General features: G+C 64.0%; 30 protein-coding genes. 15 read left to right on the top strand and 15 right to left on the bottom strand.

Annotated features, from left to right (window positions below):
• The first annotated feature begins 382 nt into the window (after positions 1–382).
• The 5 genes from EB231_RS04535 to dnaQ all read left to right on the top strand — a co-directional run bounded on the left by EB231_RS04535 (position 383) and on the right by dnaQ (position 4,168).
• Positions 383–1,204: a pyruvate, water dikinase regulatory protein gene (locus EB231_RS04535; protein ID WP_140776340.1), complete on the top strand. Its 822-nt coding sequence runs from the start codon at positions 383–385 to the stop codon at positions 1,202–1,204.
• A gap of 135 nt (positions 1,205–1,339) precedes the next feature.
• Complete coding sequence (locus tag EB231_RS04530; protein WP_172347783.1) at positions 1,340–1,939, top strand: Maf-like protein; 600 nt, start codon at positions 1,340–1,342, stop codon at positions 1,937–1,939.
• Positions 1,932–2,774 carry a shikimate dehydrogenase gene (locus EB231_RS04525; RefSeq protein ID WP_172347782.1) on the top strand — a complete coding sequence of 281 codons (843 nt, stop codon included), beginning with the start codon at positions 1,932–1,934 and terminating at the stop codon, positions 2,772–2,774. The genes EB231_RS04530 and EB231_RS04525 overlap by 8 nt, the downstream gene beginning before the upstream one ends.
• Positions 2,771–3,364, top strand: a complete 594-nt coding sequence (gene coaE / locus EB231_RS04520; RefSeq protein ID WP_172347781.1) for a dephospho-CoA kinase — start codon at positions 2,771–2,773, stop codon at positions 3,362–3,364. The genes EB231_RS04525 and coaE overlap by 4 nt, the downstream gene beginning before the upstream one ends.
• A 75-nt stretch (positions 3,365–3,439) precedes the next feature.
• On the top strand, positions 3,440–4,168 hold the full coding sequence (gene dnaQ, locus EB231_RS04515) for a DNA polymerase III subunit epsilon (protein ID WP_172347780.1): 729 nt from the start codon (positions 3,440–3,442) through the stop codon (positions 4,166–4,168).
• A gap of 3 nt (positions 4,169–4,171) precedes the next feature.
• Here the strand turns inward: dnaQ and EB231_RS04510 are convergent, their stop codons facing one another.
• The 3 genes from EB231_RS04510 to EB231_RS04500 form a co-directional block, all read right to left on the bottom strand.
• The gene (locus EB231_RS04510; RefSeq protein WP_172347779.1) at positions 4,172–5,122 is read right to left on the bottom strand and encodes an alpha/beta hydrolase; all 951 of its coding nucleotides are present in this window, start codon (positions 5,120–5,122) and stop codon (positions 4,172–4,174) included.
• Between the two features lie 18 nt (positions 5,123–5,140).
• A complete protein-coding gene (locus tag EB231_RS04505) occupies positions 5,141–5,821 on the bottom strand; it encodes an isochorismatase family protein (protein WP_172347778.1) in 681 nt (226 codons plus the stop codon).
• A 337-nt stretch (positions 5,822–6,158) separates the two neighbouring features.
• A complete protein-coding gene (locus EB231_RS04500) occupies positions 6,159–7,463 on the bottom strand; it encodes a M24 family metallopeptidase (protein WP_172347777.1) in 1,305 nt (434 codons plus the stop codon).
• 268 nt (positions 7,464–7,731) lie between these two features.
• Here EB231_RS04500 and EB231_RS04495 point away from each other — a divergent pair, with 268 nt between their 5' ends.
• Both EB231_RS04495 and EB231_RS04490 read left to right on the top strand, forming a co-directional pair.
• Positions 7,732–7,971: a hypothetical protein gene (locus EB231_RS04495; protein ID WP_172347776.1), complete on the top strand. Its 240-nt coding sequence runs from the start codon at positions 7,732–7,734 to the stop codon at positions 7,969–7,971.
• Between the two features lie 42 nt (positions 7,972–8,013).
• Positions 8,014–8,301, top strand: coding sequence for a hypothetical protein (locus EB231_RS04490; protein WP_206681892.1), 288 nt, complete (start codon positions 8,014–8,016; stop codon positions 8,299–8,301).
• A gap of 50 nt (positions 8,302–8,351) precedes the next feature.
• On the opposite strand, the gene EB231_RS04485 is transcribed toward EB231_RS04490, so the two are convergent.
• The 5 genes from EB231_RS04485 to EB231_RS04465 all read right to left on the bottom strand — a co-directional run bounded on the left by EB231_RS04485 (position 8,352) and on the right by EB231_RS04465 (position 14,228).
• A complete protein-coding gene (locus tag EB231_RS04485; protein WP_172347774.1) occupies positions 8,352–9,320 on the bottom strand; it encodes a GlxA family transcriptional regulator in 969 nt (322 codons plus the stop codon).
• 265 nt (positions 9,321–9,585) lie between these two features.
• Positions 9,586–10,767, bottom strand: a complete 1,182-nt coding sequence (locus EB231_RS04480) for a trans-sulfuration enzyme family protein (RefSeq protein ID WP_172347773.1) — start codon at positions 10,765–10,767, stop codon at positions 9,586–9,588.
• Positions 10,764–12,203 carry a pyridoxal-phosphate dependent enzyme gene (locus EB231_RS04475; protein WP_172347772.1) on the bottom strand — a complete coding sequence of 480 codons (1,440 nt, stop codon included), beginning with the start codon at positions 12,201–12,203 and terminating at the stop codon, positions 10,764–10,766. The genes EB231_RS04480 and EB231_RS04475 overlap by 4 nt, the downstream gene beginning before the upstream one ends.
• Before the next feature lie 179 nt (positions 12,204–12,382).
• The gene (locus tag EB231_RS04470; RefSeq protein ID WP_172347771.1) at positions 12,383–13,726 is read right to left on the bottom strand and encodes an FAD/NAD(P)-binding protein; all 1,344 of its coding nucleotides are present in this window, start codon (positions 13,724–13,726) and stop codon (positions 12,383–12,385) included.
• Positions 13,727–13,751: 25 nt separating this feature from the next.
• Positions 13,752–14,228, bottom strand: coding sequence for an RrF2 family transcriptional regulator (locus EB231_RS04465; RefSeq protein WP_172347770.1), 477 nt, complete (start codon positions 14,226–14,228; stop codon positions 13,752–13,754).
• A 389-nt stretch (positions 14,229–14,617) separates the two neighbouring features.
• On the opposite strand from EB231_RS04465, the gene EB231_RS04460 reads away from it, so the two are divergent.
• Positions 14,618–14,755: a hypothetical protein gene (locus EB231_RS04460; protein WP_246740875.1), complete on the top strand. Its 138-nt coding sequence runs from the start codon at positions 14,618–14,620 to the stop codon at positions 14,753–14,755.
• A gap of 143 nt (positions 14,756–14,898) precedes the next feature.
• On the opposite strand, the gene EB231_RS04455 is transcribed toward EB231_RS04460, so the two are convergent.
• Positions 14,899–15,075, bottom strand: coding sequence for a hypothetical protein (locus tag EB231_RS04455; protein WP_172347769.1), 177 nt, complete (start codon positions 15,073–15,075; stop codon positions 14,899–14,901).
• A gap of 309 nt (positions 15,076–15,384) precedes the next feature.
• On the opposite strand from EB231_RS04455, the gene EB231_RS04450 reads away from it, so the two are divergent.
• The 4 genes from EB231_RS04450 (at position 15,385) to EB231_RS04435 (ending at position 18,721) form a co-directional block, all read left to right on the top strand.
• A complete protein-coding gene (locus EB231_RS04450; protein ID WP_056574162.1) occupies positions 15,385–15,753 on the top strand; it encodes a septal ring lytic transglycosylase RlpA family protein in 369 nt (122 codons plus the stop codon).
• A 283-nt stretch (positions 15,754–16,036) separates the two neighbouring features.
• Positions 16,037–17,314 (top strand): polyhydroxyalkanoate depolymerase, encoded by a 1,278-nt coding sequence (locus EB231_RS04445; protein ID WP_172347768.1) that lies wholly within the window; start codon positions 16,037–16,039, stop codon positions 17,312–17,314.
• A gap of 159 nt (positions 17,315–17,473) precedes the next feature.
• A complete protein-coding gene (locus EB231_RS04440) occupies positions 17,474–18,094 on the top strand; it encodes a transglutaminase-like cysteine peptidase (protein ID WP_172347767.1) in 621 nt (206 codons plus the stop codon).
• Between the two features lie 381 nt (positions 18,095–18,475).
• Positions 18,476–18,721, top strand: a complete 246-nt coding sequence (locus EB231_RS04435; protein ID WP_172347766.1) for a hypothetical protein — start codon at positions 18,476–18,478, stop codon at positions 18,719–18,721.
• 91 nt (positions 18,722–18,812) lie between these two features.
• Here the strand turns inward: EB231_RS04435 and EB231_RS04430 are convergent, their stop codons facing one another.
• The 4 genes from EB231_RS04430 to EB231_RS04415 all read right to left on the bottom strand — a co-directional run bounded on the left by EB231_RS04430 (position 18,813) and on the right by EB231_RS04415 (position 21,668).
• Entirely contained in the window at positions 18,813–19,181 is a 369-nt protein-coding gene (locus tag EB231_RS04430; RefSeq protein WP_172347765.1) for a helix-turn-helix domain-containing protein, read from the bottom strand.
• Between the two features lie 25 nt (positions 19,182–19,206).
• The gene (locus tag EB231_RS04425) at positions 19,207–19,737 is read right to left on the bottom strand and encodes a Smr/MutS family protein (protein ID WP_172347764.1); all 531 of its coding nucleotides are present in this window, start codon (positions 19,735–19,737) and stop codon (positions 19,207–19,209) included.
• The gene (mltA, locus tag EB231_RS04420) at positions 19,734–20,834 is read right to left on the bottom strand and encodes a murein transglycosylase A (protein ID WP_172347763.1); all 1,101 of its coding nucleotides are present in this window, start codon (positions 20,832–20,834) and stop codon (positions 19,734–19,736) included. The genes EB231_RS04425 and mltA overlap by 4 nt, the downstream gene beginning before the upstream one ends.
• A gap of 126 nt (positions 20,835–20,960) precedes the next feature.
• On the bottom strand, positions 20,961–21,668 hold the full coding sequence (locus EB231_RS04415; protein ID WP_172347762.1) for a Tim44/TimA family putative adaptor protein: 708 nt from the start codon (positions 21,666–21,668) through the stop codon (positions 20,961–20,963).
• Positions 21,669–21,866: 198 nt separating this feature from the next.
• On the opposite strand from EB231_RS04415, the gene EB231_RS04410 reads away from it, so the two are divergent.
• From EB231_RS04410 to EB231_RS04400, 3 genes are all read left to right on the top strand, one after another.
• Positions 21,867–22,367 (top strand): FxsA family protein, encoded by a 501-nt coding sequence (locus EB231_RS04410; RefSeq protein WP_172352810.1) that lies wholly within the window; start codon positions 21,867–21,869, stop codon positions 22,365–22,367.
• Between the two features lie 178 nt (positions 22,368–22,545).
• Positions 22,546–23,049: a protein-export chaperone SecB gene (gene secB / locus EB231_RS04405; RefSeq protein WP_140776400.1), complete on the top strand. Its 504-nt coding sequence runs from the start codon at positions 22,546–22,548 to the stop codon at positions 23,047–23,049.
• Between the two features lie 291 nt (positions 23,050–23,340).
• Positions 23,341–24,981, top strand: a complete 1,641-nt coding sequence (locus EB231_RS04400) for an ABC transporter substrate-binding protein (protein ID WP_172347761.1) — start codon at positions 23,341–23,343, stop codon at positions 24,979–24,981.
• Positions 24,982–25,304: 323 nt separating this feature from the next.
• Here EB231_RS04400 and EB231_RS04395 read toward each other — a convergent pair whose 3' ends face one another.
• Complete coding sequence (locus EB231_RS04395) at positions 25,305–25,451, bottom strand: hypothetical protein (RefSeq protein WP_172347760.1); 147 nt, start codon at positions 25,449–25,451, stop codon at positions 25,305–25,307.
• Positions 25,448–25,876: a hypothetical protein gene (locus EB231_RS04390; RefSeq protein WP_172347759.1), complete on the bottom strand. Its 429-nt coding sequence runs from the start codon at positions 25,874–25,876 to the stop codon at positions 25,448–25,450. The genes EB231_RS04395 and EB231_RS04390 overlap by 4 nt, the downstream gene beginning before the upstream one ends.
• Positions 25,877–25,930 lie beyond the last annotated feature (54 nt).

The raw sequence follows: 25,930 nt of genomic DNA, 5'->3' as shown, positions 1-25,930 counted from the left end.
TTCCTATAATCAAAGATTCTTATATCTAAGATTCTTCTGATTCTAAGAGTCTGTTGGTTGTGGTGGTTGTCACCTGTCCCGCTTCGTCAGGCAAAAAGCCAGCAAGCATATTGTCGCGCGCTTCTCTCTCCCGGCTGCGGGGTTCTGGGGATGGTCCGGAATCTGTCATTGGAGTCAAAGCCTTGGAACATCCCGCAGAAAACCGGCCCTGTGGATGGCCAGAAGGCAAAAGAGCCTGTCCCCAGATTTGTCCCCAGCCGCCCGGCGAAGCTGACAGAGGATCGAATTGTGGACAAACCGGCATCTGATACAGTCGCCCGCCACGGCCCTGTCTTTCCATTCGACCTTATCCACATCCACCCACAGCCCCAGGTGATCCCCTGTGAACAAACCCCAGAGCTTCTTTCACCTGCATCTGATTTCCGATGCCACCGGCGAAACGCTGCTCGCCGCCGGGCGGGCGGCCTCCGCGCAATACAAGGATGCGCGTGCCATCGAGCACATCTACCCGCTCATCCGCACCGAAAAGCAGGTGGCCAAGGTGTTCGAGGACATAGAGGAGGAGCCGGGCATTATCCTCTATACGGTCGTCGACCAGAAGCTGGCGCGCGGCATTGACGAGCGCTGCGCCACCATGGGCCTGCCCTGTGTCTCCGTGCTGGAGCCGGTGCTCACCGTCTTCCAGTCCTATCTCGGCACGCCGGCCGGCCGGCGCGTCGGCGCCCAGCATGTCCTCGACGCCGAATATTTCCGCCGCATCGATGCCCTCAACTTCACCATGGACCATGATGACGGCCAGCTGCCGCTCAACATGGACGATGCCGATGTCGTGCTGATCGGCATCTCGCGCACCTCGAAGACGCCGACCAGCATCTATCTCGCCAATCGCGGCATCAAGACCGCCAACATACCGATCGTGCTTGGTGTGCCGGTGCCGGAAAGCCTGGTCGCCGCCAGGACACCGCTGATCGTCGGGCTGATCGCCACCGCGGAGCGCATCTCGCATGTCCGCCAGAACCGCATCCTCGGCAACAGCAGCTCCTACGTGCCGACCGACTATGTCGACCGCGCGGCGATCAACGAGGAGCTCGCCTATGCCAGACAGATCTGTACCCGCCATGGCTGGCCGATGATCGATGTCAGCCGCCGCTCGATCGAGGAAACGGCCGCGGCAATCGTTGCCCTGAGAGGGAAGAACAGATAATTGGGGCCGCCGCGGGGCGCCAACACCCACCGCCATGTCGCTTGAAAGGCCATTACAATGGCCAACGAGTGCAGCGGTTTTCTACTTGGATGAACATCTCGACGGCAACTGGACGCGTAATCAGGCGCACAAACCATGACCGAAAAAATCATTCTCGCCTCAGGCAGCCCGTTTCGCAAGGCAATGCTCGTCAATGCCGGGCTCGACATCGAGGCGGTTCCCGCCGATGTCGACGAGCGCGCGCTCGAGGCGCCGTTGCAAAACAGCGGCGTCTCGCCCGAGGATGTCGCTTTGGTGCTGGCCGAGGCCAAGGCCACGGAAGTGAGTGAGCGCCGGCCCGGCGCGCTGGTGCTTGGCTGCGACCAGACCTTGTCGCTCGGTGATGAAGTGTTTCACAAGCCGGCCGACATGGAGGGTGCGCGCCGCCATCTCCTGGCGCTATCGGGCAGGACGCACCAGCTCAACAGCGCCGCCGTATTGGTCCGTGACGGCAAGGTGCTGTGGCGGCATGTCGGTATCGCCTCCATGACCATGCGCAAGCTCGACCCCGGCTTCATCGGCCGGCATCTTGCCCGTGTCGGCGCCAAGGCTCTGGCCAGCGTCGGCGCCTACCAGATCGAAGGTGAAGGCATCCAGCTGTTCGAGAAGGTCGAGGGCGACCATTTCACGATTGTCGGCCTGCCGCTTTTGCCGCTGCTGACGGAACTGCGCAGGCTGGGAGCCATCGATGGCTGAGGCGACCAAAAAAGCTTTTGTCACCGGGCATCCGATCAAGCATTCGCGCTCGCCGAAGATCCATGGCCACTGGCTGGCAAAACACGGCATCGACGGCAGCTACGAGGCCATCGACGTCGCGCCGCAGGATTTTGCCGAATTCATCGCGACATTGCAGGCAAACGGGTTTCGCGGCGGCAATGTCACCATCCCGCACAAGGAGGCCGCCTTTGCTCTTGTCCACCGCCGCGACCAGGCGGCTGAGGAGATCGGCGCCGTCAACACGCTGTGGTTCGAGGGCGGCGTCCTGTGGGGCGGCAACACCGATGGCCACGGCTTTGCCGCCAACCTCGATGATTACGCGCCGGGCTGGGCGAACACCGGACCCGCGGTCGTGCTCGGCGCCGGCGGTGCGTCGCGCGCCGTCATCCAGGCGCTGAAGCTGCGTGGCGTCAGCGATATCCGCATCGTCAACCGCACGCTCGCCCGGGCACAGGAATTGCGCGATCGTTTCGGCGCCGGCGTTACGGCGCACGGCACGGCGGCGACCGACGAATTGCTGGCCGACGCCGGCCTGCTGGTCAACACCACCGCGCTCGGCATGGTCGGCAATGAAGGCCTCTCCGCCGATCCCGCCTTGCTGCCGGACCATGCCGTCGTCACCGATCTCGTCTATGTGCCGCTGGAGACGCCGCTGCTTGCCGCCGCGCGCGCCAGGGGGCTGAAGACGGTCGACGGCCTCGGCATGCTGCTCAACCAGGCCGTGCCCGGCTTCGAACACTGGTTCGGCGTCAGGCCGCAGGTCACGGCCGAGCTGCGCGCGCTCATCGTCGCCGACATGGTGCCGAAACCATGATCGTGCTCGGCCTCACCGGTTCGATCGGCATGGGCAAGTCGACGACGGCAAAAATGTTCGCCGAGGCCGGCGTGCCGGTCCATGATTCCGACGAGACGGTGCATCGCCTTTATTCGGGCGTGGCGGCGCCTTTGGTCGAGGCCGCCTTTCCCGGCACCACGGTTGGCGGTATGGTCGATCGCGTAAAGCTTGGCGCGCGCGTCCTTGGCGATGCCGGCGCGCTGAAGCAGCTGGAAGCCATCATCCATCCGCTGGTTCGCGCCGATGCCGACGCCTTCCTCGCCAGGCATCGTAACGCTGGCGAATCGATCGCCGTGCTCGACATCCCGCTGCTGTTCGAAACCGGCGGCCGTGGCCGCGTCGACAAGGTCGTCGTCGTCACCGCGCCCTCCGAAGTGCAGCGCCAGCGCGTGCTGGCGCGGCCCGGCATGACGGAAGAAAAACTGGCGGCGATCCTGGCCAAGCAGGTGCCGGATGAGGAGAAGCGCAGGCTTGCGGACTTCATCATCGACACCGGCCAGGGGCTGGACGCGGCCCGTGCCGCCGTTGCCGCCATCATCGCTGAACTCCGGGGACAAAGGGGTTCCTGACGGCAGGCCGTCAGCATTGCCCATTGCCATTTTGTTCCGGTCTCGTGATTCTGCTCCTTTGGAGCGACTGATTCGATGCGCGAGATCATCTTCGACACGGAAACCACCGGCCTTGATTCGCGCGACGACCGCGTGATCGAGCTGGGCGGCGTCGAACTGGTCAACCGTTTCCCGACCGGCAGGACCTTTCACCACTACATCAACCCGCAGGGCCGGGCGATCCATGAGGAAGCGCAAGCGGTGCACGGCATCAGCGCGGCCGACCTCGCGGGCAAGCCGACCTTTGCCGAAATCGCCGAGGAATGGCTGACTTTCACCGACGGCGCCAAGCTGGTCGCCCACAACGCCACTTTCGACATCGGCTTCCTCAATGTCGAATTCGGCCGGCTCGGTCATCCCGTCGTCGATCCCGGCCGCGTCGTCGATACGCTGGCGCTGGCGCGCCGCAAGCACCCGATGGGCCCCAATTCGCTCGACGCGCTCTGCCGGCGCTACGGCATCGACAACACGAAGCGCACCAAGCATGGCGCGCTTCTCGATTCCGAATTGCTGGCCGAGGTCTATATCGAGCTGATCGGCGGCAAGCAGGCCGCCCTCATCCTCGACAGCTCGACCGCGCCGGCGCGAGGCGGTGAAAATATCCGGCACATCGAGATCATCGTCGCCCAACGCCCGGCCCCATTGCCGCCGCGCCTCACCGAGGCCGACCGCGCCGCCCATGCCGCCATGGTCGCCACGCTCGGTGAAAAGGCACTCTGGCTGAAAGCGACGTCATCCGAAGCAAAAGCCGCGACGTCGTCCTAGCCTTCAGTACGGCCATTCGCTCCGGCCCAGCGCACCAACCGCCGCGATGATGCGCGCGAATGCCTCGGCGGCCGCGGGTACCGTGGTGCGGGCGCGCAGGAAACTGTGAACCAGGCGCTTCTCCTCATGCCACCATGCCTTGCCGCCGGCGGTGAGGATGCGATCGCGATAGGTCTCGCCATCGGATGACAGCGGGTCACATTCAGCTGATATGATCACCGTCGGCGGCAGGCCTGAAAAGTCGCTATCGAGCAGCGGCGAGAAGGTCGGATCGTCAGGCGCTTGCCGCTTGGCTGACCGGACGTCGCGATAGAAGGCGATGTCGCCGACGGACAGCAGCGGCGCCTCGGCATGCTCGACATAGGAACCCTTGCTCTCGTCGCCGCCGAGGCCGGGATAGATTAGCACCTGGCCGATCGCAGCCCTGATATGCCGGCGCGTCGCTTGTGCCACCGCCGCGGCCAGATTGCCGCCGGCGCTCTCGCCACACAGCACCAGCGGCAGGTCGGTGGCGGCCGCTGCCCATGCGAAAGCGGTCATCGCATCATCGAAGGCGGCGGGATGCAGATGCTCCGGCGCCAGCCGATAGTCGACCGACAGCACGTCGAAGCCGGTGCCGGCGCAGAGCTCGGAGCAGATGTCGTCATGGCTGTCGAGCCCGCCAAGGATGAAGCCGCCGCCATGGAAATAGAGCACCACGGCGAGCGCTGGGCCGCCTGCGGGCTGGTAGTGGCGGATCGGGATGTCGTGGCTCGACAAGGCGATCAGGCCGTCGCTGGCATTGACTCCGGCGGGGCGGCCCCGGTGGAAGGCCCGGCACATGCGGTCATAGACATCGCGCTGCTTGTCGATCGGCAGGCCGGTGATCTCGGGCGGGTACCAACCGTTGACGCTGTCGATGTAGGCCCACAGCGCCGGATCGAGCCGTGTTTCGTATTTGCCGCGGCCGGTCATGTCGGTCTGCTCAATCTGTCACAGATCCGCGTAGAGGGCGGCTGCGTTGTCGAAACTGAAGCGCAGCGGCACTGAGCCCTCGACCTGCCAGGCGGAGACCGTCTCACCAGCCAGCAGCCGGCAGGCGCCGTCCGTGTCGGTGACCGCGCCGCCATAGAGCCGGTTGGCAAGGTTGAGGATGCCGGTCTGGTGCATGGCCGCGCTGCCGCTGCCGCAGGCATCCTTGACCAGCAGCACGCGAAAACCTTTCGCAACCGCATCCTTTACCGATGCGTCGATGCAGGCCTCCGTCCACACACCAGCGATGACCAGCCATTCGATACCGGAAGCCTTGAGCCGATCGGCCGCCGGCTCCGAGCGGAAGGCGCTCGCCTCGGCCTTGATCAGCAGCGCCTCGCCATCGGCAGGCGCCACCTCATGGCAGATTTCGGTCAGCGGATCGCTCTTGTCTGAGAAAGCCGACTTGCCATCGGCACCAACGGGATGAAAGGGCCGGTCCTGCTTGTCGAGGTCGACAATATAGGCCCAGTGCTGGAGCGGCACTTTGTTCTCGCGTGCCGCCGCCTGCAGGCGCTGGACGTTGGCGAGGATGCCGGCGAAGCCTTCGACCAGATAGCGCGGGTCCTGCCGGTGCTCTTCCTGCAGGTCGATGAAAACGGCGGCGACGGTGCCGCGCTTGATGGCGATGGAAGCTTTCATGCGGATGGGCCCTGGCTTCGTGCGGCTGCCGCCGTTCGTTTCAGTGAGCTGGCGCAGGCAGCGGTGATTGGGCGGCGCCTCCCCACCTTCGTCATCCACGGGCGGAGCAGGAGCGAAGCTCCGTCGCGGAGACCCGAGGATCCATGCCGTGACCTTTCTGACGGGCCCAGCGGAGCAGAATTCAGGACCGTGGCGACGCGTTGGAGTCCCGGCATGGATCCCTTGGGCTGCGGAGCAGCTCCAGGGGTCTGCGCCGCGTCGCTGCGCTCCTTGCTTCGCCCTAGGATGACGAAGCGGTAAGAGGCAGCGCTGGTTGACAGGGGTCGTGCAAAGACAATCAAACCTGCTTCTCCAGAAACTCATCCTCATAGGGGAAGCGCGACAGCAGCTCCGTCCCGGTGTCGGTGATCAGGATCTCGTCCTCCAGCTTGACGCCCTCGCGGCCGCCCTTCTCGCCAATATAGCTTTCCACGCTCACCACCATGCCCGGCACGATATGGCCATCGCGGCCATAGGTCTCGTAATCCATGGCATGAGCGATGAACGGTGTCTCGCCATGCATGCCGACACCATGCATCACCGAGGTGTAGCGCTGGTCGACGAAGCGGTCCGGGATTGTCCAGGCCTTCTCGGCGATCTCGCGAAACGCCATGCCGGGTTTGACGATCGAAATATTGTGCTGCACCTGGTCGTGCGCCATGCGGTAGAGCGACTTCTGGTAGGCCGTCGGTCTGCCCGGCCCGCAGCGAAAGGTGCGCGAGAAATCGGAATAATAGCCGTAGCAGCCGATCGTGTCGGTATCGAGCGCCAAAAGTTCGCCGGGCCGGATCTTGCGGCCGCTGGCCTCGTTGAACCACGGATTGGTGCGCTGGCCCGACGTCAGCAGCCGCGTCTCGATGAACTCGCCGCCTTGGCGGATCACCTCGCCATACATGATGGCGAAGAGGTCGTTTTCAGAGACGCCGGGCTTGATCGCCTCGCGCACCGCGTAGACGGCGGCTTCAGCGCCCGCCATCGACACCTGCAGGCATTTCACCTCCTCGGGCGTCTTCACCGCGCGCACCGCCAGGATCTCGCCCTGGCAATCCCGCACCTCGCACCCACGCTTTTCCAAGGCCAGCGCCTGCAGATGGCTGCAGCGGTCGAGCCCAAGCTTCATCGAGCCGCCGCCATGCTTCTTCAAAAGCTCGGCGATCTCGTCTGCGAAAGGCCCGGCGGTCTCGTCGTCGCGGCCGGAGACAGACGACCAGACCAGCTTGGAAGGCCGCGCCTCGTCGATCGTGTCGAGCACCATGGAGACATGGTAGCTCTGCGGATACTCGAACAGCACGATCGGCCCTTCGGTGGGGATGAAGAAATAGCGGGTCGAGTTGCGCAGGAAATAACCGAACATGTTGCGCGAGCCGGTGGCGTAGCGCTGGTTGTAGGGGTCGAACAGCACCACGCCGCCATAGCCGGCGTCGCGCATCCAGCCGCGCAATTTGGCCAGCCGGCCTTTGCGCAAGGCGTCGGCATCGATGAAGGATGGCTCGGTGTCCGACAGCCACATGCCGCCGGCCGGATCGGCCGCTGCGGGGTGGCGCATGCGGTCCTTGAAGTCGACGTCCTCGGTGCTGTCGGGGTCGAATACGACGATGCTCATGGGGGATTAGCCTTGGGTCGGTTGCAAGGTAAGAGCATGGCGCAGGAGGCGTGGAAGGATTGTGCGGAAAACCGCGTGTGTTGTGCGGGATGCCGCAACACCCTAGGCCAGAGCCCATCAACCGAACGATCGAGTTCGATCTTTAGCTGACGGCCATCACCGAGTGATAGAACGCTCTGCGGGCTGCGGTGTCTCACCCAAGGGCTAGCGAGTGAACCACTGCTAACCGCCCATTGCGGGCCATGCGTCATTCGCGGATATTGATGGCATGATTGAATTGGCCGGACGGAACTATGAAGCCACGATTGGCAGTGATGTCCAACGTGATGGCATGTATCTGGAGCTTGTCGACCAGGATAATCACATAGTCGGCGAGATTTTCCTCTCAGATGTCGATGGGAAGATGACCATTACCTTGTGTCAGGCTGAAGTGCCTGTTGAAGTAGTCGAATGGATGATTGCCCGAGCCAACGTTCGCCTGCCACCAACCGATCCCGTTATTCGCTAACAACAGATCAGGAAGAGTGCTGTGCAAACCTTCAGAGAAAGAATGGTCGGCAAATCGATCCGCTCCATTGAAAGGAGCGAGCCGGGGTTTGGGATCAGCGTTCTTTTCTCCGACGGCACTGGGCTTACCATTTATACAGAAGTGTCGCTGAGCATGAGTGACAAAGCAAGCGGATTGTATATCGAACGCGTTACATCCACCGATCAAGGGATTACCCTTCACTTAGGTGGGGATGATTTCGTCGCGATTTCGATCGACCGCCAAAAACACGACGCCGTCGAGTTGTTCGTCTACCAAGACACAGACGGCACCTTTGTCGTCGAGAACTAAACGACCCCTCTCCGCCCCGTTGGCTACAACCAGCAGGTTGAGTTCTGGCCTCAATGTCGCCGCGCCAGTTTCGGCGGATGCCCGTGCTCCTCGCGAAAGGCGCGGGCAAAACTCGACATCGAGGCAAAGCCACAGGCCAGCGCCACGTCGCGAACGGCAAGTGTCGAATGCGCCAAGAGATCGGCGGCGCGCTTCAGCCTGAGCCGCCGGTAATAGCCATTGGGCGAGATATCGAGTTCGGAGCGGAAGGAGCGTTCGAGCTTGTCGGACGAGACGCCGAGCCGGGCCGTCAGCTCGGCCATGCCGAGCCGCTCCTCCACCGCGTCCTCCATGATGGCGATGGCCGACAGCACCAGCTCGTTCTGGACGCCGGTGCGCAGGCGCAGCGGCATCAGCTTGCGGTCCACACTCGACCGCAGCGGGCTGTGCACGAACCATTCGGCGACGCCGGCTGCGAGCTCGGCGCCGTAGTCGTTGGTGATGATCTCCAGCATCATGTCGAGGCTACCGACGCCGCCGGCCGAAGTGAAGCGCTTGCGGTCGATGACGTAGAGGTCGCGGCGCAGCTCGATGTTGGGAAAGGCCTCGGTGAAGGCGGCCTGGCTGGTCCAGTGCAGCGTGCAGGCATGGCCATCGAGCAGGCCGGCCCGCGCCAGGAAGAAGGCGGCATCCGCCACCGCGCCGATATGGGCGCCATTGCGCAGGCTGCGGCGGATCCAGCTCGCGGCGGCCTCGGCGACGAGATGATCGGCATCGCCGCCCGAGCAGACGACGATGCGATCGACCTTCGGGGCATCCTCGGCATAGAACCCTGGCTGGATGACGACGCCGTTCGAGGCCTCGACCGCACCTTTCGTGCCGCCGACGATGATCCAGCGATAGCACTCCCGCTTCGCCAGTATGTTGGCGGCGCGCAGCGGCTCGATGACGGAGCTGAACGCCATCATCGGAAAGCCGGGGAAGACCAGCACCGCGAAAGTGAGGGGCTCGGTGGGTTTTTCGGGTTCGCGCGTCGTCATGGGCGCTACATCTCGGGCGAATGGTGCGCGAGGTCAACCTGGGGGTGATGCCGATCGACAACCATGAAACGTCGGCGCCGCCCCTCATTGCCCTGCCGGGCATTTCTCCCCGTAAACGGGGCGAAAGAGGCTAACCGCCGCCGGCGATTGGCGAAACCGACGATGACAGCGCCCCTCGCCCCGTTTACGGGGAGAGGATGCCGGCAGGCTGGTGAGGGGCAGCGCTGGCTTTGGAGATTGGTTGGTTCCTACGAGAGCGCCGCCGCTATCCCCCCAGCGCCTGCTCCAGATCCGCAATCAAATCATCGCCATCTTCAATCCCTGCCGACAACCTGACCAGCGAGTCCGAAATCCCGATCTCCGCCCGCTTCTCCGCCGGAATAGACCCATGCGTCATCAGCGCCGGATGCTCGATCAGGCTTTCCACGCCGCCGAGGCTTTCGGCGAGCGTGAACAATTGCGTGCGCTCGAGGAAGCGTTTCGTCCCGGCGAGGTCGCGGTCGAGCACGGCTGATATCATGCCGCCGAAGGCGTGCATCTGCTGCACGGCGATCGCGTGCTGCGGGTGGCTGGCGAGACCGGGATAGATGACCCGGCGCACATCCTTGCGCGCTTCCAGCCACTGCGCGATCTTCAGCCCGTTGTCGGAATGGCGCTCCATGCGCAGCGCCAGCGTCTTCAAGCCGCGCAGCGCCAGGAAACTGTCGAACGGCCCCGATATGGCGCCGATGGCGTTCTGCAGGAATTTCAGCTGGGCGGCGAGATCCTTGTTGTCGCCGACAACGGCTACGCCGCCGACCATGTCGGAATGGCCGTTGAGATACTTTGTCGTCGAATGCACGACGATATCGATGCCGAGTTCCAGCGGCCGCTGGATATAGGGGCTGCAAAACGTGTTATCGGCGACCGACAGGATGCCCTTGCGCTTGGCCAGCGCCGCGACGCCTTCCAGGTCGACGATGCGCAGCAGCGGGTTGGTCGGCGTCTCGACCCAAAGCAGTTTCGTCTCCGGCCGGATCGCCGCCTCGACCGCCGCAAGGTCGGTGAAGTCGACGAATGAGACCTGGAGACCCGCCGAACGCTTGCGCACCCGCTCCATCAGCCGGAACGAGCCGCCATAGATGTCGTCGGTGGCGACGATATGCGCGCCGGAATCGAGCAGTTCCAGCACCGTCGAGATCGCCGCCAGGCCCGAAGCAAAGGCGAAGGCGGCCGTGCCGCTTTCGAGATCGGCCACGGCGCGCTCGAAGGCGAAGCGCGTCGGGTTCTGGCTGCGGGCATATTCGAACCCCTTGTGCACGCCGGGCGATTGTTGGGCAAAGGTCGAGGTGGCGTAGATCGGCACCATCACGGCACCGGTCAGCGGATCGTGGCTCTGGCCGCCATGGATGGTGCGCGTCGAGAAGGCCAGGCGGTTCTTGCCGGCCGGCGGGGTGTGTTTGCTCATCGGTCGCGCCTCAGATGGTTGATCAGGTCGATGCGGGTTATCAGGCCGACGAACTCGTCGCCGTCGAAGATGATGGCGACCTCGTTGCGGTCGAACACCGGCAGCAGCGCATCCAGCGTCTGGCTGGCCTGCAGCGTGTGCAGATTGGAGGTCATCGCCGTGCGCACCGGGCCGTTGAAGCGCTCCCAGCGCCCGTCATAGGGGCCGTCCACCTTGGCCAGGATATCGCTCTCGTCGACGATCCCGACGAGCTTGCCATTGTCGAGCACCGGCAGCTGCGAAACGTCCGAGCGGCGCATGCGGCCATAGGCGTTGAGCAGGCTTTCGTCCGGGCCGACAAAAACGGTGTCGCCGGTGCGGTGCGAGCGCATGACGAGGTCGCGCAGATCGCCATGCTGCTCGTGCTCGGCCAGCCCCTGCTCGGCCAGCCAGAAATCGTCGAACACCTTGGATAGGTATTTGTTGCCGCTGTCGCAGACGAAGGTGACGACGCGCTTCGGCACCGTCTGCTCGCGGCAATAGCGCAGGGCGGCCGACAAAAGCGTGCCCGACGACGAACCGGCCAGGATGCCTTCGCGGGACAGGAGATCGCGCACCGCCAGCATGCTCTGCTTGTCCGTGATCGAATAGGCCTTCTTGACCAGTGACAGATCGGCGTTGGGCGGCACGAAATCCTCGCCGATGCCTTCCACGGTCCAGCTGCCAGCCTCTTCCATCTTGCCGGTCTTGATCAACGGCGCCAGCACCGAGCCGACCGGGTCGGCGAGCACCATTTCGGTCTTGGGCGATACTTTCGCGAAGTAGCGGCCGAGCCCGGTCAGCGTGCCGCCCGAGCCGACGCCGACGACAACCGCGTCGACATTGCCGTCAAGCTGCGAAAAGATTTCCGGGCCGGTGGTCGTCTCATGCGCCAGCGGATTGGCCGGATTGGCGAACTGGTTGGCGTAGAAGGCGCCGGGCACTTCCGCCGCGATCTTCTCGGCCATGTCCTGATAATATTCGGCATGGCCCTTGCCGACATCGGAACGGGTCATGCGCACCTCGGCGCCAAGCGCGCGCAGATGCTGGATCTTTTCACGCGACATCTTGTCGGGCACGACCAGCACGATGCGATAGCCCTTGGGAATGCCGACCTGCGCAAGGCCGAGGCCGGTATTGCCGGCCGTCGCCTCGACGATGGTACCGCCCGGCCTGAGCTTGCCTTGCTTTTCGGCGGCGGCGATCATCGACAGCGCGATGCGGTCCTTGATCGAGCCGCCGGGATTCTGGCTTTCGAGCTTGATGAACAGCCGGCATTTGCCGGTGTCGAACTTGGTCAGCTCGACCACGGGCGTCTGGCCGATGAGGTCGAGAACCGACGCATAGGGAGGGCGCAGCCGGGACAATGGACCATCCGAGGGGGTGCTGCCTGGCGCAGCTTTTCCGTGCTCGCTCATATTGAAGCTCCCTGATCAAGCGGCCGGCTCGGGGGCGGAGCGGCAGCGTAGCCTCTTTTCCAGCCGTTTGTCGCGGGAAAGAAGATAGATCGTGCCAATCAGACAGCCAGACGGGGAATGAAATTCCAGTCCGCGACCCGGGTCGGGGGGCGCTGTAGAGCGCCGACCCCAACGACAACTCAGCCCAGCAATTGCTTGCTCAGTCGCGCGCACTGGACGCGGATGTCGGGGATGGCGTCGATCTCGAAGAAAGTGCCGCGTGTCAGCGGGCCGACGGCGAGGATCTTTCGCGAGACCGTGCCGTCGCTGGCGATGATCTCGCAATTGGGCGAAACGTCGAGGCCGATGCGCATCGGGTCCGGCCGCGCGAGCCCGCGGTCGACCAGCGAGCGCACCACGCTGTTCGACGAGGTCGAAATGTCACGCACGATGCCGGAGCAATCATAGATGCGGGCGACCTCGAAAGTCTCGACAAGCTGGCTGTGTCGCGACTGCACGTCGACGGTGAAAGTCTTCCCCGGCACGATGCCGACGACGCGGCCGGCGACAAGCCGGATGCGGCCGGATTGCACGGCCTCGGTCACCTTGGCGTAGACTTCGGGCGCCATGCGATGGCGATGGATGTCCCACCAGGCCTTGGTGTGCTCGACGAAGCGGCGCTTGGCGGAAGCCGGCCAGTTCTGCCAGATCTTCTGGTTGAAGGGGCGCAGGCCGTCGACCACGTCGCGCCAGTCGATGCCGGCCTTCTGGTTCTCGCGGATCAGGTCGCGGAACCAGCCGACGAAATAGGAAAGCTGGGTGCCGAGCGGGATGTCGGCGACGTCGAGCTTGATCGGATTGCCCTTGCGGTGCGGCGACGGCAGCAGGCCGCGCCGGGAAACCGCGATGATCTTGCCGGTGTGGCCGCGCTGTTCCAGCGCCAGGAACGCGTCCACCATGCTGAGGCCGGTGCCCAGCACCATCACGGGGCTGCGCGGATCGAGCGCGGTGTCGGCTTCCGAGCCCATGCGGATCGCATGGCCCTGCGCCGGCTGTTCGTCATGGCCGGTGGCGAGTATCGCCAGGTGGGCGACGACGCTGGTGCCGTTGGCGAGCGCCACCTCGACGCCGGACGGGGTCGGCGTGATCGACAGGCTCTCCTCGTGGATCAGGCGCAGCCGCCCGGTCGGCTGCTCGCGCGCTTCGAGTTCGTCGAGCAGCTCGCCGAGATAGCGGGCATAGATGCTGCGTGGCGCGTAGAAGGGTGTCTGTGGCGTCTGCTCCTGGCTTACTAGGCCACGCGCCTGCAGCCAGCGCCAGAAATTGCCGGGGTCGTCGGCATAGGCGCTCATGCCGGCGGCACTGACATTCAGCACATGCGCCGACAGCAGCGTCGAATAGGCGATGCCCTGGCCGAAATGCGGGCGCTTTTCGACCAGCGTGACACGCAGATCCGGATTGGGCGATTTCAGCAGATGCGCGGCCAGCACGACGCCCGAGGCGCCGCCGCCGACAATGATGATCGAATTGGCACGCCCGCTCATGCGCGTTCCCGCATTATGCGAGGCGTCAGGCCTGGACCTTCACCGCGACCGGAAGATCGCCGATCTCCTTCGCGACCGTGAGGTCGTCGAGGCCGATATCGCGCATTTCGGCGAGGCTGCGCTGGTCGAGCACCTCGGCGATCGCCTGCCGGACCTCCAGCATCAGATGTCGGACTTGGCATGTCGCCTCGTTGCAGTCTTCGCAGCGCTGATATTGTGTGCGGCTGGCGCAGGGAATTGGGGCCAGCGGCCCGTCGAGGACACGCACGACATGGCCGACCTTGATTTCGTCGGCAGGCCGCGCGAGGCGGTAGCCGCCATCCTTGCCCTTGCGGCTCTGGACGAAACCGGCATTGCGCAGCTCGCCCAGGATGGCGTCAAGAAACTTTTTCGGGATGTTGTTGCCGGTCGCGATGTCGTTGACGAAAGCGAGCTGCCCGGCCGGCATCTGCGCGAGGTGTACAAGCGCCTTGAGGCCGTACTTGCCTTTTTTGGTGAGCATAAACCGAACGTTTCTCTGTCATGCGATGGCTTGAGACCATCCGTTGCGAAACGCCTGGCGTGCCTCCCCGCCGCGCCCAAGCATCCATGACACATAAATTCTAGTGACATGATATACAAGCCGAGAACTGTTGATTTTGCTTTGTTTTCAAGCCGTTTCGGCCATCTTGTCAGGCTTTTGTGCCATCAAGAGCACAAAAATGCACATCGACGGCCGCAAAGCGACAGATGGCTCCCGGCGGGAAGGCTGTGTCGGGCGTCGACTCGCGCGACGCTGACGGCCGATGCAAGCCGCGAGCGATCATGGTGGTGGGGTCCCCGCTCATCGTCGCCTCCAATTCCCTCATGTCGATAAGGATACTATACTTACCATCGAACACGCGGAACGGCTTGTCAATTTCTGTGGTGGTGATCAGTGCCGGCAAGATCGCGCTCGATCTGGACGTGCCGGTGGAAAGACCGCACCGGCGCGGTTCCGCGGAGCTCGCCCGCCTCGAAGGCACGGTCCTGGACCGGCTGTTCGGCTAGGGCCGCCGGGGGGCAGGGCATTCTGTCCGAACCGGATAGATCGGTAACAGAATGGACCGATAACGTAGGCGACTGTTTTATTGCCCGCCGGGTTGTACGTGTCTTGCGGCGGTGGCGCGATTGGGGGGTCGACCTTTCACCCCCTACCGGTTCGCCCACACCAGCCCGGCCAGGCCGACCAGCATGGTGACGATGCCGATATAAAACCATTGCGGCTGGCCGGTCATGAAGCTGCCGCCGACCATGCCGATACCTTGCAGCGACCACTGCGCACCGATGGCCAGCACAATCAAGGCCAGCAGATTTTTGGTCAGTCTCATTGACGGATCTCTCTTTTCAAGTCGATCGGTGGCCGTGTCGTGGCCGTGATGAAAGAGCCAAAGGAAGTGGCACAATCACGTCGGATTCTACTTGGAAATTAATCCGGTATCTTGTCAAAACGAACTCGGATATCGGCCCGGAGATCATCGAGAATGGATCAGATTGCGCCAGAAAATCCCTGACAGACTGTTACCTGGTGACTCCAAACGTGTGATCTCGCCACGGAACGGACAGATGCTTGCCGCATTTCCTGCCTTATTCGGCACCTAACGGCTGGGGTCTGTCAAAAACGGAGACACCCCTTAAAGATGAAGAACCTAAACCAGACCGCGCTTGTCGCGGTAACGATCGCTGCTGGCCTGATGGTCGGCGCTTCCGCCACTTCGGCAACCGCCGCCGCCGGCCAGTGCGGCCGCGCTTCGTGGTACGCGCTGCACTCGAAAACCGCATCGGGCGAGCGCATGAACCCTTCGGCGATGACCGCCGCCCACCGCACCTTGCCTTTCGGCACCAAATTGCGGGTCACCAACCAGAACAATGGCAAAAGCGTCATCGTGCGCATCAACGATCGCGGCCCGTTCATTCGCGGACGCGTGCTCGACCTGTCGAAGGGTGCCGCCGGCCAGCTCGGCTTCATCGGTTCCGGCCATACCTCGGTCTGCATGGCACGCGTTTGATGTGATTATCCCTGGACCATGATCTCCTTCGAAAACCCAAACCAGTTTTCGGGATCATGGTCGGGTGTCCGGCGGCCAGACATATTTCCTACACATTTCGGCAGCGCACACTGAGCCGGCTCCGCCATTCCGGGCGGATTTGCAAGCCTTTGGACGAAAGAACCATTGGTCACGCCACGTGACGTATTGCATCGCAGCAATTAGTTGTTAACTTCGCCGCGAGACATTTGAGGCTCGGCGCTGCTCGTCGTCCCTTCGGTCGCAGGCAGCAGCGGGGTTGTCGATGTTCTATCAGCTCTATGAATTGAACCATGCGGCGCTGCAGCCGGCCCGGCTCTATGCCGACGCGGTGCGGATGTTCTACTCCAACCCGCTCAATCCGATTGCGCACACGCCTTGGGGCCGTTCGGTCGCCGCGGGCGCCGAACTGTTCGAGCGTACCACGCGCCGCTATGGCAAGCCCGCCTTCGGCCTCGGCAGGACCGTCGTCGACTGGAAGAGCGTCGAGGTCACTGAAAAGACCGTCTGGTCGAAGCCGTTCTGCAATCTCGTCCGCTTCGAACGCGCGGTGCCCGCCGGCCGCAAGCCGGATCCGAAGCTTTTGATCGTGGCGCCGATGTCGGGCCATTACGCGACGCTGCTGCGCGGCACGGTGGAATCCATGCTGCCCTATGCCGATGTCCACATCACCGACTGGGTCGATGCCCGCATGGTGCCGCTGGCCGACGGCAGTTTCGATCTTGACGACTATATCGATTACATCGTCGACATCTTCCATGCGCTGGGGCCTGACACCCATGTGATGGCGGTGTGCCAGCCTTCCGTGCCGGTTCTGGCGGCGGTGGCGCTGATGGAGGCGAAGGGCGATCCCTTCGTGCCCTCGACCATGACGCTGATGGGCGGCCCGATCGACACCCGCCGCAACCCGACCGCGGTCAATCTCCTGGCCGAGGAAAAGGGCATCGACTGGTTCCGCGACAATGTCGTCATGCGCGCGCCCTGGCCGGTGCCGGGCTTCGGCCGCGAGGTCTATCCGGGCTTCCTGCAGCTGTCCGGCTTCATGAGCATGAACCTCGACCGCCACATCATCGCCCACAAGGATTTCTTCATGCACCTTGTGAAGCATGATGGCGACAACGCCGAGAAGCACCGCGACTTCTATGACGAATATCTGGCGGTCATGGACCTGACGGCGGAGTTCTACCTGCAGACCGTCGACACCGTCTTCGTTCGCCATGCCCTGCCCAAGGGCGAGATGACGCATCGCGGTACCCGTATCGATCCGTCAGCCATCCGCAACGTCGCCCTGTTCACGGTCGAGGGCGAGAATGACGACATATCGGGCCTCGGCCAGACCAAGGCGGCGCAGGATCTGTGCGTCAACATTCCGGCCGACAAGAAGGCCCATTACATGCAGCCGGCGGTCGGCCATTACGGCGTCTTCAACGGCTCGCGCTTCCGCTCCGAGATCGTGCCGCGCATCGTCGACTTCATCACCAGCTATGGCCGCCAGAACCGCGTCGCGGTGAAGCCGAAGCTGGTCCGCACCGCCAAGCGGTAGGCAATTCCCGGACAAAATCGGCTTCAGGGCCGATTCTGTTGCACAAGTGCCGCTGTCCCTCCCCGCGGGTAACCATGCTGCAAATCAGCCCGTCGTCGTAATTGACACGGACTGTCAATCGCCCTTAACGTTTCGTTAACAACAGGGTGAGCGGGGACAATGAATTCCTCAACAATGGCGAGAAGGCTGCGCGTGTGCGTGGCTGCGGCCGGTCTGGCAGCCACGGGAGGCTGGATGGCACCGGCTTTGGCTGCCGGAGCGATGGCGACCGGGGGCATCACCTCGCAGCCGATCGGTCACTATGATTTCTGCAAGCTGCACGCCGGCGAATGCTCGATCCGTGCGAGCAATCTGGCACCGGCCAGGATGACCGACGGGCTGATGCGCAAGCTCATCAATGTCACCGCCAGGGTCAACGCCGTCATCAAGCCGATGAGCGACATGGACATCTACGGCAAGGACGAGGTCTGGGCCTATCCCGACAAAGGCGTCGGCGATTGCGAGGACTATGTGCTGGAAAAGCGGCGCCAACTGTCACGCTCGGGCATCTCGCTCGCCGACCTCCTGATAACCGTGGTGCGCAAACCAGACGGCGAAGGCCATTCGGTGCTGACCGTGCGCACCGACAAGGGCGACTACGTGCTCGACAACCTGACCGACAAGGTCAGGGCCTGGGACCAGACCGGCTACCGCTTCCTCAAGCGGCAGGCGATCGACAACACCGGCCGCTGGGTCTCGATCCGCGGCGGCCAGCAGGTCCTGGTGGGGTCGGTGGAATAGGGGCTGGGGCTGCCCCGGTTGTGAGGCGGCGCCACCACCAGTGCTTCGTCATCCTAGGGCGGAGCAAGGAGCGTAGCGACGCGCGCAGACCCTAGGATCGATCCATGCCGTGACACCAACATAGAACACGGCGGCCCAGGAACAGGCGCGGGCCATCTTCATGTCGGCATGACTACATTCTTCACCGCTGCGGCGCTCGCAAGTCGCGGCATGGATCCTCGGGTCTGCGCGTCCGCTTCGCTCCCGCTCCGCCCGTGGATGACGAAGGCGAGGAGGCTCCGCCGCGCATCCCAAAAAAATTTCCGCATCTCCATGAACCATTTTCGTTCGCCCGGCGACACACAGCCGTGAATGACGAAAACCCAATCATGGAGACTTCAAATGACTGCTTTTCTGCGAAATACCCTTCTCGCCGTCGCTGCCGTATCGGCCCTGGGCGGATCCGCGATGGCCGGCCAGACGGTCAGCTGCTCCCACACCAACCTCAATGACCTCTGGGCCGGCCGTTGTTGTGGCACTGCCGGCGCATCGGACTGCCTGGGTGGTGGAAACGGTGGCCGTGGCGACCATGATCGCCCGGGCACCAACGGCGGCAACCCCAACGGCGGCACGGCCGGCAAGAACTGATCTCGCCACAGCTGCCCGCTGGCCAATGCCGGCGGGCACTGTCTTGCGACCAGGCGGCCGCCCGGCCGTCGCGGAATCGGGATAAGACCGGTTACTTCAGCCGGCCCAGCGCCGCGCGGATCGAGGCGGTGATGCGGCGCAGCTCCGCCTCGTCGAGCTTTTCGATGTTTTCGGCCAGAAGATTGGCCAGCTCTGTGGCGGCCGGGTTGAGACCCGACGTGTCCAGCTTTACGCGCGGATGCGAGGCTTCGGCCAGCCGCGCCAGCTCCTCGGCGTCGTCCCAGATGATGTTGAAATAGCCGATGATCTTCTGGATCAGCGTCCAGGTCGGCGCCCCCCGCCTGCCATGCTCGAGCGCCGACAGATAGGCGGCGCTGATGCCGATCGCCGCCGCCATGTCCTTCTGGGTGACGCCGCGCTCGGCGCGAAGCGCCCGCAGCCTCTCGCCGAACGGCGTCATGCGCCCGGCCCCACGGCTTCAGCCCTCATGAACGCACCCGCCGCAACCTGATGTAGAGCGCGCCGGAGCCGCCATGGTTGCGGGCGGCATGGTCGTGGCTGGAGACCAGCGGCCGGAATGCCGGCGTCGACAGCCAGGCCGGCACCGCGCGCCGCAACACGCCGTCGCCGCCGGAGGACGACCCCTTGCCGGTGATGACCAGGACATAGCGGATGCCGCCGGCATGCGCCCGGTGCAGGAACGAGAACAGCAACGAATAGGCCTCGTCCTGCGTCATCCCATGCAGGTCGACACGGCCTTCGATCGGCAGCCGGCCCTTCGACAATTTGTCCAGCGTCGGCTCGTCGAGGCGATGCGTGACATGCTGCGCCTTCGGCTTTGCCGCGCCCGGCGCATTGGTGGCGGGCTGCGCCGCCTGCGGCGATGTCGGCCTGGCGTCGGCGGCGATATCGGGAATGTCGACGGCCGCCCTGCCCTTCAGCGGCTTGGCCGTGCGCGCCACCAGGTTCCACAGCACCCGGTCGTCCTCGCTGAGCTTGTCCGGGCGCTTGCTCATCTGGCGCCCCCGGCCAGCAGGCGCGGCACCAGCGCGTAGAAATCGGCGGCGTTGCGCACCACGCCGGCGATCTCGCCGGCCGCGTCGCCGGAGCCGGCGAAGAGATCGCCCCGCGCCGGCCCGGCGATGGCCGAGCCGGTGTCCTGCGCGATCATCAGCCGCCGGAACGGTCTTTCGTCGAAGGCCGTCAGCGTCGGCGCGTCGATGTGGAAGGGCGTGCCGAATGTATGCAGCAGCCGGTCGACGGCGACGGAACGGCCCGGCGTCAGCGGCACCTTGGCGGCGGCGATCGGGCCGAGGGCCGCGTCCTCGACATCGGCTTCGCGGAAGAAGATGTAGGAGCGGTTCTGCCACAGGATCTCGTCAATGCGCCCCGGATGAGCCTTGAACCAGGCGCGGATCGACTGCATCGTCACTTGCGCCAGCGGGATTTCGCCCAGCTCGCTCAGGATCTTGCCCGGCCCGGTGAAACGCTGGCCTGACTTGGCCGCATAGGTGACGCGGCGGAGCCGGCCGTCGGCCATCGCGAGCCGTGCGGCGCCTTGCACATGGATGAAGAAGGCGTCGACCTTGTCGGCCAGCCAGGCGATTTCCAGCCCTTGGCCCTGAAGCGCCCCGCGCTCGATCGCGCCACGGTCGAAATACTCGGCCGGTCCGTCCGCCGTGCGGCGTGCGAAGGCGAGATAGGCATCCATCCCCTGCGGCCGGTTGGCGTCGTCGACATCGACGAGATCGGCCGGGCGCGACAGCAGCGGCACGGCAAACCGCTCCGTGCGCACCGGCGACGCCTCGACCTGCGGTTCGTAGAAGCCGGTGACCAGCCCGGCGCCGGTCTCGGCGCGGACCAGCATCGGCACGAAATGGCGCTCGAAGAAAGTTCGCGCCTCCAACCGGTTCACGGGCGGTGCGGTGCGCGCCGCCGCATAGGCCGCCGTGAAGGCGCCGAAATCGACGCCGAGCGCGCCGCTGCGATAGGGTTTTACCGGCGCGTGGAAGGCGGAACGGCGAAAAGCCTCGAAGGCCGGCAGGTGGTCGTCGTCGCTCCAGCCGGGCAGGTCGTCAAAGGATTTTTCGATGAAGAGAGGCGATAGCGACACCGGAGCCCCGTCGCCTTAAAGCGCGTCGTGTTCGAAGAGAGTCATGCGACGCGCGTCGTGTCCTGGCTTTGATGCAAGTCGTTGTCCCAAAACCGCTTCGCACTTTTGGGCGACATGCATCGGGACTCAGTCTTCTTCTTCGGTGGCGACGAGCTTCCAGTTCGGATCGCGTGAGCGCGTGTCGCGGGCGAAGGTCCAGACATCCTTGACCTCGGCCACGGTTTCCGGATCGCCGTCGATGACGGCGCCCGCCTTGTCGCGCGTCGCCGAAATCAGCTCGCTGATGATGCGCAGCGTCACATGCGCCTCGCCGCCCTTCATCTCGGCCGAGACGATATCGGCCTTGTCTATGCCGACGAAGGAGGACTGGATCTTTTCCGACTTGGCCTCGCGTTCGCCGATCGCGGCGACGAAACCGTCATAGACTTCGCGCGACAGAAGGTTCTTCAACGTTTTGCGGTCGCCGTCGGCATAGGCCATGACAATCATCTCGTAGGCCATCTTGGCGCCGTCGACGAAGCCTTTCGGATCGAAGGACGGATCATTGTCCTTGATCGCGCGCAGCCCCTTGTTGAGATCAGTGTCGGGCTTGGCGAAAGCGTCGATCGCCGTGTAGGCATCGGCCGGCGCCGGCTCGCCCGGCAGCCGCTTGCGCGGCAGCGAAACGACATTCTCGGGTTTCTGGGTGGCGTCCTTGTCGGTGCGCGCCGCCGTGTAGGGGTCGAAGGGCGGCCGCTCGCTACCGGTCCGACGGCCCAGCACGTTGCGCAGCTGGAAGAAGATCACCACCGCCGCGATCAGGAAGAAAATCGTGCCGAAGTCGAAGAAACCCATATCTTCCGCCAATCAATCCCTGCCTCTAGGCCGGACCATCCAGCCAACAGGCCGCGGTCGCATAGCGTTCAACATTCAAAGCATATAGAACGCAAGGTGCAATCATTCAAATCAAAGGCAGGCATACCTATCTAACAGCCTTCGTGCCAGCGGCGATTGGTCGCCAGCGGGTAAAACAATCGAATGGTCGGTAAAGACTTGCGCATTTCGCTGCTTCCCTTCTTCCTCCTCGCGCTCCCGCTGCTGGAAATCGCCGGTTTCGTCGTCGTCGGCCGTGAGATCGGCGCGCTGGCGACCGTCGGCCTGGTGCTGGCCTCGAGCATCGCCGGCGTGCTTTTGCTCCGGCACCAGGGTTTCGGCGTCATGACCCGCATCCGCACCGAGATGGATGCCGGCCATGATCCCAGCCGCCAGCTGGCCCACGGCGCCATGATCGTGGTGGCGGCGATCCTTTTGATCATCCCCGGCTTCATCACCGACATTATCGGCCTGCTGCTGTTCCTGCCGCCGGTGCGCGACTTCGCCTGGAGCCGCTTCAAGGGCCGCATCGTGGTGGCCACCGATTTTTCGGCCGGCGGGTTCCGCGGCCGGCCGCGCGACAAGGTCATCGACCTCGACGACGGCGACTATTCGCGCGAGGACGATTTCAAGCGCGGCCCGGATCACAATTCGCCGTGGCGGCGCCTGAAGGATGATTAGGTCGGCCATCCGACGCTTCGCTCCAGGGGTCTCCGCGCCGCCGCCGCGCGGCTGCTTCGCCCTGGAATGACGAGGTGACAAGCAAGGCGGCAAACCTTGTCTTGTCATGCCGGCCATGGTAGCGAACGCCCGATTTCAATTCGGTCAGCAACGCTGCCCAGGCAAAAGGAAAAGGCTCATGGCCAGCAATGATGACGCGCCGGTCGGCGCCAACGGAAACGGCAATGCGGGGCAGCAGCCTTCGCTCAACGTCCTGGCCCAGTATGTGAAGGACCTGTCCTTCGAAAGCCCCGGCGCGCCGAATTCGCTGCGCGGCCGCGACAAGGCGCCCGGCATCGCCATCAACGTCAACGTCAACGCCAACCCGCTCTCCGACAAGCAGTTCGACGTCAATCTGACGCTGAACGCCAAGGCTTCCTTCGACCAGGAAGTGCTGTTCAACGTCGAGCTGGTCTATGGCGGCGTCTTCGCCATTTCGGGCTTCCCGCAGGAGCACATGCTGCCGATCCTGTTCATCGAATGCCCGCGCCTGCTGTTCCCCTTCGCCCGCCAGATCATTGCCGAGGCGACCCGCAATGGCGGCTTCCCGCCACTGATGCTCGACCCGATCGATTTCGCGCAGATGTTCCAGCAGAAGATCGCCGAGGACCAGGCCGCGTCCTCGAAGGTCCAGGTCAGCTGAGGCTTCTCATACTCGTTTCCGAAAAGCCCGGCCTCGCGCCGGGCTTTTTTATTGGCGCCACCCCTCGACGAAGCTTGAGCGCTCTGCGGAGCATCGCACAACTCCTGCGGATTCCAGAACACTCCCCTCCATCCCCCGGCCCTATCATCCCTTGCTCAGGCAAAGGCGTCCCGGCGGTCGCAGCCGCCCCCGCGTTGGCGATTCGTCGGGACAAGCCTGCTTCCGTGCATGCCGTTGTCCCAGAACCCCTGCGCTTCTGGGCGGCATGCACCAACGACAAGGGGAACGACGATGAAATTCATGCTGACCAACCGCAAACTGCACCCGCGGGCCAAACCCCTCGCCGACGATTTCAAAACCGGCGCCATCAGCCGCCGCGAATATCTGGCGCTGATGGCCGGCCTCGGCGTCAGCGCCGCCGGCGCCTTCGCGCTGGGCGGCATCGCCGCGACCCCTGCCCGCGCCGCCGAGCCCAGGAAGGGCGGCATCCTCCGCGTCGCCATGAACGTCAAGGGTTTCAAGGACCCGCGCACCTTCGACGGCGTTGAAATGTCCAATGTCGCCCGCCACTGCAACGAATATCTGGTGCGCTGGAACACCGATTTCTCGTTCGAGCCCTGGCTCCTGGAAAAATGGGAGATGAGCGACGACGCCAGGACGCTGACGCTGCATGTGCGCAAGGGCATCACCTGGTCGAACGGCGACACCTTCAACGCCGACGATGTCGTCCACAACCTCACCCGCTGGTGCGAGGCCGGCGTCGCCGGCAATTCGGTCGCCGCGCGCATGGGCGCGCTGGTCAATGCCGACACCAAGAAGGTGATCGACGGCGGCATCGAGAAGGTCGACGACTACATGATCAAGCTGAACCTGCCGAAGCCGGACATTTCGCTGATCGCCGGCATGGCCGACTATCCCGCTTTGATCATGCACCGCTCCTATGCGGGCGACGGCGACCCCATGAAGGCGCTCGCCATCACCACCGGCCCCTGCGAGCTGGTGAAATGGGACGCCGAAACGAGCGCCGAGGTGAAGCGCAAGGACAAGCCGTGGTGGAAGGGCGAATTCTGGCTCGATGGCATCCAGTGGATCGACTACGGCTCCGACCCCAACGCCATGCTGTCGGCCTTCGAATCCGGCGAGATCGACACCGACCACGAAACCGCCTCCGACGCCGTATCGCAGACCGACAAGATGGGGCTGAAGAATTCCGAGATCGCCACCGGCTCCACCATCGTCGCCCGCTTCAATGTCGGCAACGCGCCCTATCAGGACGTCAAGCTGCGCCGCGCCGCCCAGCTCGCCGTCGACAATTCCGCCGTGCTGAAGCTCGGCATCGACGGGCGGGGAAAACCCGCCGACAACCACCATGTCGGACCCATGCATCCCGAATATGCCGATATCGGCCCGGCCAAACGCGACGTGGAGGAGGCCGGGAAATTGCTCGCCGCCTCCAGCAAGCCGGATCATGAGTACGAGCTCATCTCGGTCGACGTCGAATGGCAAAAGAGCACCGCCGACGCCATCTCGGCGCAGATGCGCGAGGCCGGCCTCAAGATCAAGCGCACCGTGCTGCCCGCCGCCACCTTCTGGAACGACTGGAGCAAATATCCCTTCTCCTGCACCGAATGGCTGGGCCGCCCGCTGGGCGTCCAGGTGCTGGCGCTGGCGTATAAATCCGGCGCCGCCTGGAACGAAAGCGCCTACGCCTCGAAGGAGTTCGACGATCTCCTCGACAAGGCGCTCGCCACCCCCGACGCCAAGGCCCGCAAGGAGATCATGGCCGGCATCGAGAAGAATTTGCGCGATTCCGGTATCATCATCCAACCCTACTGGCGCTCGGTCTACCGGACCTACCGCAAGGGCGTGGAGGGCTGCGAGCAGCACCAAGCGCTGGAGCAGCATTTTGAGAAGGTTTGGATTGAGTCTTGATAACTCGGGCGGCCCTCGGCTGAGACGTGTTAATGGTCTCCTAGCCGAGATCGGCGCCGCCCCTCATTGCCCTGCCGGGCATTTTTCCCCGCGAACGGGGAGAAAGACGCTGGCCGCAACGCCGGCGCCTTTCTGCAACGTTTGTAATTGGCGAAAGCCAAGACGACAGCACCCCTCGCCCCGTTCACGGGGAGAGGATGCCGGCAGGCAGGTGAGGGACTGCGCCAACGCTTCAGATCGAAGCACAAATCCAGCTTCAAGCACCCCAACCCAGTTCTACCGGCCAACCTTCACATGAGGCGCCAGCCTCCGGATCGCCGCCATCATGTCGCCTTCCGAACCCCCTGCAGCAGCAAATTGAGCGCATTGGCGTTGGAATATTGGATCGCTTCGGGCAGCTTGCCCGTCAGCTCGAAATTCACCAGCGTCGGTCCGCCATGGTTGCCGTGCACCAGCCGGACACTTTTCACCGTCTCCCAGGGCACCAGCACATCGCCGGCGCGCTTGTCGCGAAACCCCTGGAATCCAGCGTCACCTGAACCCCGCTGTCGAACCCGCTGCTCGCCTTGAACAGCCCCCAGCGGAGGCAGCCGATGGCAAAGGCAATGAGCAGGAACACCGGCCCGCGCGCACCATCCGAAGAAAGCCCCCTGAACGCCAGCACCCCGGCTACCGCCGCACCGATGAAGGGGGCGATGACCTGGAAGGTGTTGCTCGAGGCGCTGTTGCGGATTTCGACGGGGGCGGACATGGGCGGGTGAGTGAAGCGGAACGCGGGGGAGGTGTCGAGGGGTCGATGGCGAAGTGTCCTGCGGACCGGCTCCAAGGACAAGAACTTAAAAAAGGAGGTACCGATACGTAGGCTTTGCTGGGCGTAATCGCGCTTTTTGCTCATTCTGTCTTGCAATTGCTGTATCTATGACCGTTAATTTGCCAAGAGACTCTCTTC

The sequence above is a fragment of the Mesorhizobium sp. NZP2298 genome (assembly GCF_013170825.1).
Lineage (GTDB): Bacteria > Pseudomonadota > Alphaproteobacteria > Rhizobiales > Rhizobiaceae > Mesorhizobium.
Note: the sequence above shows the minus strand (reverse complement) of the source record. Positions and strands in the feature narration are given on the sequence as shown.

Bases quoted from the DNA above. Each gene is read 5' to 3' on its own strand.
- EB231_RS04530 (WP_172347783.1), top strand. From the start codon at position 1,340: ATGACCGAAAAAATCATTCTCGCCTCAGGCAGCCCGTTTCGCAAGGCA.
- EB231_RS04525 (WP_172347782.1), top strand. From the start codon at position 1,932: ATGGCTGAGGCGACCAAAAAAGCTTTTGTCACCGGGCATCCGATCAAG.
- coaE (WP_172347781.1), top strand. From the start codon at position 2,771: ATGATCGTGCTCGGCCTCACCGGTTCGATCGGCATGGGCAAGTCGACG.
- dnaQ (WP_172347780.1), top strand. From the start codon at position 3,440: ATGCGCGAGATCATCTTCGACACGGAAACCACCGGCCTTGATTCGCGC.
- EB231_RS04510 (WP_172347779.1), bottom strand. From the start codon at position 5,122: ATGACCGGCCGCGGCAAATACGAAACACGGCTCGATCCGGCGCTGTGG.
- EB231_RS04505 (WP_172347778.1), bottom strand. From the start codon at position 5,821: ATGAAAGCTTCCATCGCCATCAAGCGCGGCACCGTCGCCGCCGTTTTC.
- EB231_RS04500 (WP_172347777.1), bottom strand. From the start codon at position 7,463: ATGAGCATCGTCGTATTCGACCCCGACAGCACCGAGGACGTCGACTTC.
- EB231_RS04495 (WP_172347776.1), top strand. From the start codon at position 7,732: ATGATTGAATTGGCCGGACGGAACTATGAAGCCACGATTGGCAGTGAT.
- EB231_RS04490 (WP_206681892.1), top strand. From the start codon at position 8,014: ATGGTCGGCAAATCGATCCGCTCCATTGAAAGGAGCGAGCCGGGGTTT.
- EB231_RS04485 (WP_172347774.1), bottom strand. From the start codon at position 9,320: ATGACGACGCGCGAACCCGAAAAACCCACCGAGCCCCTCACTTTCGCG.
- EB231_RS04480 (WP_172347773.1), bottom strand. From the start codon at position 10,767: ATGAGCAAACACACCCCGCCGGCCGGCAAGAACCGCCTGGCCTTCTCG.
- EB231_RS04475 (WP_172347772.1), bottom strand. From the start codon at position 12,203: ATGAGCGAGCACGGAAAAGCTGCGCCAGGCAGCACCCCCTCGGATGGT.
- EB231_RS04470 (WP_172347771.1), bottom strand. From the start codon at position 13,726: ATGAGCGGGCGTGCCAATTCGATCATCATTGTCGGCGGCGGCGCCTCG.
- EB231_RS04465 (WP_172347770.1), bottom strand. From the start codon at position 14,228: ATGCTCACCAAAAAAGGCAAGTACGGCCTCAAGGCGCTTGTACACCTC.
- EB231_RS04455 (WP_172347769.1), bottom strand. From the start codon at position 15,075: ATGAGACTGACCAAAAATCTGCTGGCCTTGATTGTGCTGGCCATCGGT.
- EB231_RS04450 (WP_056574162.1), top strand. From the start codon at position 15,385: ATGAAGAACCTAAACCAGACCGCGCTTGTCGCGGTAACGATCGCTGCT.
- EB231_RS04445 (WP_172347768.1), top strand. From the start codon at position 16,037: ATGTTCTATCAGCTCTATGAATTGAACCATGCGGCGCTGCAGCCGGCC.
- EB231_RS04440 (WP_172347767.1), top strand. From the start codon at position 17,474: ATGAATTCCTCAACAATGGCGAGAAGGCTGCGCGTGTGCGTGGCTGCG.
- EB231_RS04435 (WP_172347766.1), top strand. From the start codon at position 18,476: ATGACTGCTTTTCTGCGAAATACCCTTCTCGCCGTCGCTGCCGTATCG.
- EB231_RS04430 (WP_172347765.1), bottom strand. From the start codon at position 19,181: ATGACGCCGTTCGGCGAGAGGCTGCGGGCGCTTCGCGCCGAGCGCGGC.
- EB231_RS04425 (WP_172347764.1), bottom strand. From the start codon at position 19,737: ATGAGCAAGCGCCCGGACAAGCTCAGCGAGGACGACCGGGTGCTGTGG.
- EB231_RS04415 (WP_172347762.1), bottom strand. From the start codon at position 21,668: ATGGGTTTCTTCGACTTCGGCACGATTTTCTTCCTGATCGCGGCGGTG.
- secB (WP_140776400.1), top strand. From the start codon at position 22,546: ATGGCCAGCAATGATGACGCGCCGGTCGGCGCCAACGGAAACGGCAAT.
- EB231_RS04400 (WP_172347761.1), top strand. From the start codon at position 23,341: ATGAAATTCATGCTGACCAACCGCAAACTGCACCCGCGGGCCAAACCC.
- EB231_RS04390 (WP_172347759.1), bottom strand. From the start codon at position 25,876: ATGAGCAAAAAGCGCGATTACGCCCAGCAAAGCCTACGTATCGGTACC.